The 11,710-nt window shown below is 37.1% G+C and carries 3 protein-coding genes; all 3 read right to left on the bottom strand.

Annotated features, from left to right (window positions below; genetic code table 11):
• Positions 1–265 precede the first annotated feature (265 nt).
• The 3 genes from K9M53_RS05645 to K9M53_RS05635 all read right to left on the bottom strand — a co-directional run bounded on the left by K9M53_RS05645 (position 266) and on the right by K9M53_RS05635 (position 11,574).
• Positions 266–3,262 (bottom strand): choice-of-anchor Q domain-containing protein, encoded by a 2,997-nt coding sequence (locus K9M53_RS05645; RefSeq protein WP_224018651.1) that lies wholly within the window; start codon positions 3,260–3,262, stop codon positions 266–268.
• Between the two features lie 310 nt (positions 3,263–3,572).
• The gene (locus K9M53_RS05640) at positions 3,573–8,210 is read right to left on the bottom strand and encodes a beta strand repeat-containing protein (protein ID WP_224018650.1); all 4,638 of its coding nucleotides are present in this window, start codon (positions 8,208–8,210) and stop codon (positions 3,573–3,575) included.
• Between the two features lie 169 nt (positions 8,211–8,379).
• Positions 8,380–11,574, bottom strand: a complete 3,195-nt coding sequence (locus K9M53_RS05635) for a beta strand repeat-containing protein (RefSeq protein ID WP_224018649.1) — start codon at positions 11,572–11,574, stop codon at positions 8,380–8,382.
• Positions 11,575–11,710 lie beyond the last annotated feature (136 nt).

The raw sequence follows: 11,710 nt of genomic DNA, 5'->3' as shown, positions 1-11,710 counted from the left end.
TTTTTTTGTCCACGTAAATATACCCTGACCTGATAAACTTACACATAATGTTTTAAAAAGATAAATAACCTTTGTTGCTTTGTTTTACTATCAGACAATTGATTTTTAGCAATTATTTTTTAAAGCTACTTACAACCTTTTGCAAGTAAATATCTACTATACCTGGTAAGATTCATTTAGAGTCTTAGGTTGTAAGGTATAAAAAAGCCCTTTCTTTTTAGGAAGGGCAATTTTTTATACCCTGAAGAGAATAAAATATATGCTTTTATTTTACGATTACTTTGAACGTTTCCCCAGTTTGCACATGCAATAAGTAATCTCCACTTGATAATCCATTTAAAGAAATAACAGTACTCTTACTCCCCAATAGTATTCTTTGCAATGTTTGTCCGTTAAGATCATACAATATTGCTGTAGTTCCTGCTAAAGTTTTATTATTAGTAACGACTGTTACAAAGCTTGTTGCAGGATTAGGAAATACAGTTATGGATGAAGCCAATGTGTTGAATGACATGTAAATAATATTGCTATACTTGACTGTACCATTTTTATCAACTATTCGTAGCCGGTAGTATGCCGATTGTAATGTTTTACTATCGATATAATCATATTTATTATTACCCAAACCAACAGCGTTGATTGTTTCGATAGTTACAAAGTTCTTTGCATCGATGCTGCGCTCAATTACAAAATAAGAGGTATTAACTTCTGATGTAGTTTGCCAATGTAGTTCCGAAGTTTGATCTTTTGTTGCATTACCGGTAAAGTTTATCAATGTTACAGGCAATACCCCCATAAATTCATATGCGCCTATATCTATTCGGTTACTCAAAACCCTGTTTTTATTTTCCAGATCAAGATCAGGCAGGTATAAACCACTTGTATCAGGAGTACCATCGTTAATTGCAGGACTTGCTCCTTTTAATTCATAGTTATTATTCCCCATAAATAACGGATCCGTATCAAGATTATTTCCATTATCAGTTCCGAAAGCCGGTTGCCAATTACTACTACCTCCGCTACCTTCTATAATGCTATAGGAAATAGAGGGATGAGAAGCAATATCATCTTGCCCGAATGCAGCTCCATTATTATCATAGACAATACTATTGATAATGGTTGGTAATGAAGCTCCACCTGAAGGCGAACCCGAGCTATTATACATTCCTGCACCGTTCAATGCACTGTTATTACTTATAACCGTATTTACAAAACCGGCATTAGAGGCATCTGCATTATAAACACCTCCGCCATTATCGGCTGCAACATTATTAATAACGAGCGAATTAATAATAGCCGGTGATGATGAATGCTCATTGGCAATGCCTGCACCATTTTCTGCTGTATTGTTTTCGATAATATTTTTAATGATAAACGGAGATGATTGATCCGCAAATATTCCTCCTCCTGAATTAATAGCCTTATTGCCATTGACTTTAAGATCTTGTAATGTTGGTGATGAAGAATTTAAATATATACCACTGCCTGAAGAATGATATACCAGGTAATTATTTACGACACTACTATCTGCAGAATTTGCATTCCCTCCGCTGATCGTAAATCCGTCTAATAGTGCGGTTTTATCATTGCCTGCAGAAACAATAACATGATATACATTATCATCAACATTACTAAATCCTGTTCCATCATTTCCATTTAAATCGCCACTTAGGATACTTGCATTGGCAGGATTTCTTACGTCTCTTTGTGACAAACTGCTTTCTATACCTGCAAAACCGCCATAAACACTTACATTATTTACCAATACAAATGCTTTTTCTTTATCGCCGGTTCCGTTTCCTGCTATATAAGATGGCGTGTATGTACCTGCGCCTACCCATATTTCATGAATAGAGGAATCGATCGTAGAAGCACTTAAAGCATCTGCCAATTCAGGAGCAGCATTTGCCCAGCTATCGCCTGTATAATTTCCTGCACCACCTTTCTTAACATATACTATACCGTTAGTATCTTGTTTAATAACAGGAAATTCATATGCACCCATATCAATCCTGTTATCGATGATACGAGGCAGCCCTCCTAAATCAAGTCCTGAAGCGGCAGATGCAATATCCCCTTTATTAACAGCAGGGCTAATGCTCTGCAACCGATAATCACCATTTGTAAAGGGGACTGTATCTGATGATGGTAAAAGAAATAATGGATCTGTGTCTATGTTGGTTCCGGCAATTCCATTTCCCTGAATATCACTATATAAAACCTGGCTTGTTACGATAGGCACGCTTATGCCACTGGCATTGGCGTAAATGATGCAACTATTAATGACAACACCGGTTGCATTGGCTTTTAGCCCCAGCCCTCCATTTCCGGCAATAGTAACATTGGTAATAGTAAGATTACTTAAAGTGGATATAGCATCTCCATTGTTACCGGTTATCAATGAATTTTCCATCTGCATTTTTCCCACACCGGAAGCGTCTGTAAAGCCGCCTCCTGTATTCCCGATAAGTTTTACTTTTTCAAATACCATGTCGCTATTACCGCTCAGTACACCTCCTCCTGTTACTGATGTATTATTACTTATGATACATCCCCGGATTGTGTTAGTGGCATTGGCAGATACGCAATAAATGCCACCACCTTTTGCAACGGCAGTATTATCAGTGATAAATAAATTGATCAATGTAGGAGCCGAAAGCAAATTAAAAATACCGCCACCATTGGTTGCTTTATTATCCGTAATTATACAATTGGTTATAACCGGAGAAGAACCCAGATTGTAAATACCACCGCCATCGCCGACATCAGAGTTGTTTTGCTTAATAATAAGATTGGTTAATAAAGGAGAAACATATTTATTATATATACCACCCCCTATTAAACCGAAACTATGTGTCAATACAAAACCATCCAGCACGGATGCATTGCTTAAATAATTTGAGTCATTCTTAACTATATATGTATTGCTTTTACCACTCAGAATACTACTATCATTTTCATCATTTCCAAAAATGCGTTGCGCAACATTATTTTCTGTGCCGTTAAAACTTCCGAATATCTTCACGCCTTCTTTCATAGTAAAGCTGCTGTCTATAGGTATATAAATACCTTTTGCAACAAATACACTATCACCTGCTGCCGAAGCATTAATAATGCTTTGCAGATCAGACGATGCATTGCTCCAGCTACTTCCATCACCTATGCCTTGAGCAACCTGCATTACAAAACGTGTAGTTTGGGCAGCACTGTGTTTGCAAAAAACAAGTGCGATCAAAAATGCCAACAAGATTGATTTTTTCATAGTTATAGGATTTTAAGATTACTTAGAAGTGTTTTGTTTTCGTTCTTACAATATTAAATAGAGGTTTAAGCTTATGCTGTTCCAGGATATGACCAATAACATTTTGCAAACGGATTTTTTTTTGATGGAAATACTTAATTTTCTTTTTCATAGTAGAGATTGTTATTGATAGCTTAAACGAGGAATCTTATTCTTTTAGTTCTTTCATGCAGGGTATCTTTTGTGCCACTCTTATTTTTCATTCAATCATGCTCATAAAAAAAGCCGCCTTAAGGCAGCTTTAATAATGTAATAATTTTAAAATGAAGAACTACTTTACCATTACTTTAAACGTTTCTCCGGTTTGCACATGTAATAAATAAGTACCGCTTGCTAATTCATTTAAAGGCACAACAGTACTACTATTCCCTAATTGCATTCTTTGCAATATTTGCCCGTTAAGATCATACAATATTGCAATAGTCCCTACCAATGTTTTGTTATTAGTAACCACAGTTACAAACCCTGTTGCAGGATTAGGGAATATAGTTATTGATGCAGCAAACGTACTGAATGATATAAATACAACACGGCTATATTTAGCTGTACCATTTTTATCAACTATACGTAAACGATAGTATCCTGCCTGCAATGGAGCACCGTCATTATAAGCATAGTTGTTATTACCTACGCCAATTGCATTCACTGTCCCAATTGCTGTAAAGTTCTTTGCATCAGCACTACGTTCAATTACAAAATAAGAGGTATTGATCTCTGTTGCTGTTTGCCAATTTAATTGTGCAGTTTGATTGCTTAACGCATTGCCTGTAAAATTTACTAATGCTACAGGAAGTACACTCATAAACTCATAAGCACCGATATCTATCCTATCATTTAAAATACGAGGATTATTCGCCAGGTCTACGGCAGAAAGATCTAAACCTGTTGTATCCGTAGTACCTGCATCAATTGCTGCACTACTTCCTTGCAATATATAATTGCCTGAACCTGTAAACATTGGATCAATATCCAAATTATTTCCACCATCCGTTCCTGTACTGCTGCTCCAGCTATTACTACCGCCACTGCCTTGTACTACACTATATGAAATAACAGGTTTGGCGCCGTGAGCATTTGATATTCCGGCTACGGTATTTCCATAAATGATAGAGTTTTTGATGACAGGATTACTGGAAGCATTAATAATTCCTGCCCCAATATTATCAGCCAGGGTAACATTGATCAAAACGGATGATGTACCGGCGCCGCTATTAGATATACCGGCAGGATCGTTACCGGTAATTTGTACATCTCTAAAAACAGCAACGGAATTAGTTACATTATATACTCCCCCAATATTTCTTGCAGTGTTATTGGTAATAAAAGTATTATTGAAAACAGGAGTAGAATTGCTATTGTACACGCCGCCGCCAAAACTTTCATTTATAGAGCCTCCGTCCATTGCTGTATTTCCATTAATAGTAACACCGGTTAGCTGCGGAGATGAATTACTATTATACATACCTGCGCCATTTCCAGTATTCTCTCCGTTTGAATGAGTTATATTATCGCTGATCATAACATTCGTCAATTGTGGAGATGAATTGTTATTATACATACCGCCCCCGCATCCTGTATTAGGCCCATTGGGTAAAGCTGTATCACTACTAATTGTAACATTATTCAATACAGGAGATGAACCATCATTATACATTCCTCCTCCATTAGAAGCTCTATTACCTGTAATAGTAAGATTGTTCAATATTGGAGAGGATGAATATGCGAATATTCCTCCGCCGGATTCAGTAGCTGAATTATTAGTGATAGTTAAGTTATTCAATGTTGGTGAAGATTCATTTAGATAGATACCACCACCGGAATTTTTAAATACCTGTAATGTATTCACATAACCGGAAGCACTTTGGTTAGAGTTTCCACCTTTGATAGTAAAGCCATCTAAAACTGCCGAGTTATTATTGCCCGGCGATATAATAGCTATCTCTACATTATCATTGGTATTGAAGAAACCTCCATTATCATCATTATTAATATCGCCACTTAAAATACTTGCATTGGCAGCATTGCTTAAATCTCTTTGAGATATATCTGTTTCGTTACCGGCAAACCCTCCGTAAACACTAAGACTATCTACCAATACAAATGATTTGTCCGCATCAGTAGTTCCATCACCTGCTGTATATAAAGGATTATATATACCGCCTGCTACCCATATCTGCTGAATGTTATCTGTATGCGACGTTGCAAATTGCAGTGCATATGCTACTTCAGGTGAAGCATTAGCCCAGCTATCACCACTAAAATTACCGGCACCGCCTTTTTTAACGTATACAATGCCGTTAGTAGGTTGTATAATGGCTGTATTTTCATAAGCGCCGATGTCAATACGGTTTTGTACTATACGCGGACTCTCATCTAAATCTACCGTTGGTATACCCAGCCCTGTAGTATCGACTGTACCTGCATTGATAGCAGGACTGTAAGACTGCAAATGATAATCACCGTTACCAACAAATAAAGGATTTACATTCCATACACTATCCCCATTACGTTCATATTGTGTAATGCAATGAGAATATCGCATCATGCCGTTATTGGGAGCAGCGTTGCCAAAAATAATACTGTTAGTAAAATAATATTCTATTTGCGATGTATTGGATAAAGTACCGGAACATATATTATCGCTTATAGTTGAATTAATGACTGTTCCTCCTGCTTGTGCAGATAATAAACTACTTCCGGAATTTTTTATCATTAATGTATTTACAAATTTGCCAGGCATTCCGCCTGTACTAATAATATCTCCATTGCCGGTATTTTCCGAAACAACCGAATTTGTCATAGTTATAAGATTATACGAACTTCCATCCAGTGGATTTATTGCTCCGCCGCCTGCATTAATAGCACCTCCCTCATTACCGGTATTTTTAGATATAGTACAATGATCTATTATCAGTCCGTCTTTAGATTGTCCTGAAAAATTAATACCTCCTCCATCAAGAGTAGTGGTATTTTCTGTAATGGTTGAATGAGCTATTGTTGAAGTAGCATCGGTACCTACGGTTACACTTAATCCTCCTGTATTTTTAGAAACAATGCTATGATCCATTGTGAATACAGAATTATCGGTTCCCGAAAATTCAATTCCTATAGCAGTATTCTCATTAATGGTAACAGAATCTAAATAAAGAGAAGGCGTTCCAAACTGGGAAAAGTCAGGAGTATATATATTACTGAATATTCCATCCGGTGTATTGTTATTGATCAATACATTTTTTAAATGCGGTGCCGACGTAACATAATTTGCTATACCGCCGCCTCTTGGAGAATTACCATCCCAGTTATCTACAGTATTATTACTTATTACGGTATTAGTAATAACCGGGGATGCATTTTCATTGTAAATACCGCCACCTCCACCATCATTCGGTGTTCCGTTGGCAACATTATTTACTATGTATAAATTATTAAATGTAGGAGAAACAGCATTGTTAGAAATACCGCCACCCTGGAAAGCAGAACCATGTGTTATAGTAAAGCCATCTAATATAGCAGCAGCAGTCAATCCGTTTTGATAATTATCTATAACTCTTGCTGTATTATTTCCATCTAAAATACTTCCATTATCTGCCATGGGTGTTAAAATTCTTTGTGCAAGATTGGATTCTGTGCCTGCAAAGCCTCCATAAATTTTCAGCCCTTCTTTCATTACAAAAGAACCACCAACAGGAACATTGTAAGTACCTTTTGCTACAAAAATGCTATCGCCATTATTAGCTATTGCAATGGCATCTTCCAGCTTTAAAAAAGCATTTGCCCAGGAACTCCCATTATTATTTCCACCCGTAACAGTATTATCAACGTAATATGTAACAGCACTTAATGCACTTTCATAAGCTCCCATATCTATCCTGTTATTCTTAATACGGGCTGTACCGGTAATATCTGTTGCAGGTAATTGCAAGCCGGTAGTATCCGGAGTTCCCACATCCCTATAATTATTTGCAAGCTTTAATCCATCATCTGCGGTCATCCATATTAGATCATCGCCTATAGGGTTGGCGGAATTTACAAAAGGATCAATGGAATAATCGATCTCGACATTACCTGTACCCGGAATAGAAGACGGCATATAGCTGTACGTTACATTGCCAGCAACATCATTATTAGCAGAAAAAAAAGAATAATGTCCAAGAACACAATTGGTAATACTATAAGAAGATCCGTAACTCGCAATTGAGGCAGCATTAAATGTACAATTGATAACAGTAACTGATGATGAAGTTTGATTAGTAATTGCGCCACCCACGATGTTGTTAAATACGCAATTGGTAAATACTGCCGAAGAAGAATTATTTAATATACTGGGGCTATATCCTATTATGCCATAACCATCTGCAAACAAACAATTTGTTATTTTAGGAGAAGATCCATTATCATTTTCCATATCAATAGCACCACTACTACTGAAAGTACTATTATGATTAAACAGACAATTTCTTATAGTAGGAGAAGAGGATATATTTTGAATGCAAGCTAAGTCATAACTCCAATTGTCAACATCATTAAACCAGATACCATCTAATACGGCGGTGCTGTCAAGAGAATTATTTATCATAGCTGCATTGCTGCCGTTATTGGTCAATGCACTAACATTTGTACGCCAGTTACGCATTGCGGCAGTTGTTTCGGTGCCGTCAAACCCGCCTAAGAGCACAACGCCGTTTTTCATTGCAAACGCAACTCCTGTTGGGGCGTAAGTGCCTGCCGCAATCCATATGGTATCACCGGCAGAAGAATTATCGATAATAGCTTGCAAGTCGGCAGAGGCATTACCCCAACTTGAGCCATCGCCGGAACCTGTTGTAGTTACATAATGTATAGTTTGCGCATTGGTATGCAAACTGATAAGGATAAATAGAAGCAATAGATAAGCAGTAGTTTTTTTCATAAACCAGGTATTATTGGAAAATCGATTTGTCGAGCCGAATATAGGAAAATTGCATTTTTGCACAACGCCTCTTTTGTTCACAGAATGTTATTAAAGCATGGCGAATACACGAACAGGAATAAAAAAGCTCATCCTTTCGAATGAGCTTTAATCTATTTTTTATTGAATGTTATTTTACTATAACCTTAAACGTTTCCCCTGTTTGCACCTTTAGCAAATAAGTGCCGCTTGCTAATCCTATTACAGGAACTACTGTACTGCTATTTCCTAATTGCACTTTTTGCAATGTCTGTCCATTAAGATTATATAAGATCGCTGTGCTTCCTGCCAGTGTTTTATTATTTGTAACTACTGTTACAAAACTTGTTGCAGGATTAGGGAACACAGTGATAGACGATGCAAATGCGTTGAAAGAAATGTATACAATATTAGTGTACTTAGCTGTACCGTTCTTATCAACTATGCGTAAACGATAGTAACCCGATTGTAATGGTGTACCGTCATTATAATTATAAGAATTACTACCAGAACCTACAGCACCTGTTGTACCAATAGTGGTAAATGTTTTTGCATCTGCACTCCGTTGGATATCAAAATAAGAAGTATTGATCTCTGAAGTTGTTTTCCAATTAAGCTGTGCGGTGTTATTGCTTAGTGCATTACCGGTAAAATTCACGATGGTAACAGGCAACACCGTCATTGTTTCATAAGCGCCCATGTCCACTATAAAATTTAGAATGCGAGGACTACCCTTTATATCTTTTGTAATACCTGAAAGATTAGGGATACTATCTGCACTATAATAAGTATTGTTGCCTGCATTAATTGCAGGACTATTTCCCTGTATTGAATAATCTCCCCCGGTAGAAAAAGGAACAAAAATTAATGGCGCTGTAAATTGAGGATCTGCATCTAAATTATTTCCTCCATCAATACCTACGCTGTTATCCCAACCGGCGCTGCCACCGCTACCTCCTATAAGACTATTGTAGAATACAGGTTGAGCATCATCAACATTAAGAATCGCCGGTCCTAATTCGTAAATAATACTATTCCTTATTTGAGGGGCGCTTCCATTTGCATTATACATGCCAAAAGCCCCGCTTGACAAACTAAAATTACCGGCAAGTGTAACATTGGTTAAATAAGGAGAAGAAGCATTATTTCCAATACCTCCACCAATCAATGATAAATTACCACTAATAACTGTATTGGAGATAATGTTATTAGAAGAATCATTAAAAATTCCTCCTCCAAGATATCCAAAGTTGCCGGCTATTTTTAAATTAGTCAATGCAGGAGAAGAAGATGCACTATATAATGCACCGCCAAAGAAATTAATTACACGTTTGCCATTTACTGTTGTGGAATCGATAAGGTCTGTAAGATTGCCGCTTGTGCCTTGAGTTAGATCTAATGCTGAACCACTAATTATGCTAAAGCCATCTAAAACAGCGGTGCCAACATCGCCTGCAGATACCACTACATGGAATGCATTGTCTTCAAGCGTAAATAAACTTGCTTCTCCATTATTAATAATATCAACAGCATCATTGTTTGCAAAGTCTCCGCTTAGTATACTTTTATTAGCAGTAAGACTTAGATCTCTATCTGCCAAAAGACTTTCTGTACCTGCAAAACCACCATATACTTTTACATTATTAACCAATACAAAAGATTTATCCTGCTCTCTTGTTAAGCTATCATTTATTACATATACCGGTTTGTAAGTTCCACCCGCTACCCATATCTGTTGAATGCTCGGATCACTTGCAGCAGCGTGTAATGCTTCTCCCAATTGCGGAGCTGCATTAGCCCAGTTATCACCGGTAAGATTACCGGCACCACCTTCTTTCACAAACGTGGTACCGCTGGCATCGTATCTAATAACAGGTAATTCATAAGCTCCCATATCTATTGTATTATCTACAATACGAGGTTTACCTGCTAAGTCAAGGGTAGTTGTATTAGCAGCATTGTTACCTGCATTGATGGCATAGCTTCCGGTTTTTAATGTATAATCACCTGCCGAAGTAGGCGCCAATGTGTAAGCAACAGGATTAGCATATAATGGATCTGTTGGATCTGATACTAAATTGTTTCCATTATCATTACCAACACCTATCCCAATGCCTCCTTCTATTAGTGTATAAGAAAAATTAGTATTGCTGAAATCAGGATCAGGATACGTATATACTGAACTGCTGTTACCTGAAATAATACAATTGGTTATGGTTGTTGTGCAACCAAAATCGTTGTGCATAGCGCCGCCATCTGTAGCAGCATTATTACCAGCAAACGTTACATTGGTATAGGTAGCTGAAGCGCTGTAACTGTATACGCCTCCGCCCTGGTCGGCACTGTTGCCACTAAATAATGTATTCGTTAATGTTGGATATGATCCTACATAGTTGTACATCCCACCGCCTCCCTGGCCAGCACTGTTTCCCTTAAAACTTACATCAGTAAGTGTAGGTGATATATTAAAATTAGCACCGTTGTTGTACATACCGCCACCGAAGCCAGCTGTGTTTGCAATGAAGTCTACATTTTGCAATACGGGAGAAGAGTTATAGTTATACATACCACCACCATTGTTATTAGGTAGTCCGCAGGTATTATTTTTAAAAATAACGTTGGTTAATTGTGGATTAAGATTATTAAAGGAGTTATCATTGTACATACCACCTCCATCATTATGAGAAATATTATTAATGATCTGTACATTATTAAATACAGGAGATGAATTAAGATTATAAACACCACCACCATACACTCCTGCAGTATCAGCAGTAATGATTGAGTTGGTTAATGTAATAGACGCATTTTCATTATAAATACCACCACCACTATATGGTCCGTTTGATCTTGAATTTTTAATGATAAGATTGTTGAATGTTGGAGTAACATTTTTATTATACATTGCCCCACCCTGGAAGGCAGAACCATCCGTCAAAATAAAACCGTCCAACACAGCAGCAGTAGTTAATCCATTATCAATATTTTCAATTACACGGGAAAGGTATTGCCCGCTTAGTATTGAACTATCACTTGCCTGGAAGCCGAATACTCTTTGGCTTAAACTGGTTTCTCCACCCTGGAAACTTCCAAATATCTTTACCCCTTCTTTCATATTGAACGTACCACCTATAGGTGTAAAATAAGTTCCTTTAGCAACAAAAATAGTATCGCCATCATTAGCTGCAGCAATAGCATCTTCTAATTTTAAAAAAGCATCATCCCATGAGGTTCCATTATTGGCACCACCTACAGAAGCGTTATCCACATAACGTGTTGTTTGAGCAATAAGATTTGAGGAGAAAACAAAAGCAAGAAGCAATAACAATAGTATTGTTTTTTTCATTAGTTGAGGTTTAGTATACTGATAATGTGATTTGACAACGAATGTAACAAATTACAACATGTACTATGTGTTGCAGTTATTCACATCATGTTAAAATAAAAAGCTGCCAATTATAGCAGCTTTTACAGGTTGCCAA

Origin of the sequence: Ferruginibacter albus, assembly GCF_020042285.1 — a bacterium.
In the GTDB taxonomy this organism is placed as follows: Bacteria; Bacteroidota; Bacteroidia; order Chitinophagales; family Chitinophagaceae; genus Ferruginibacter; species Ferruginibacter albus.
The sequence above is the reverse complement of the archived record's forward strand: the minus strand, read 5'-3'. Positions and strand labels throughout refer to the sequence as shown.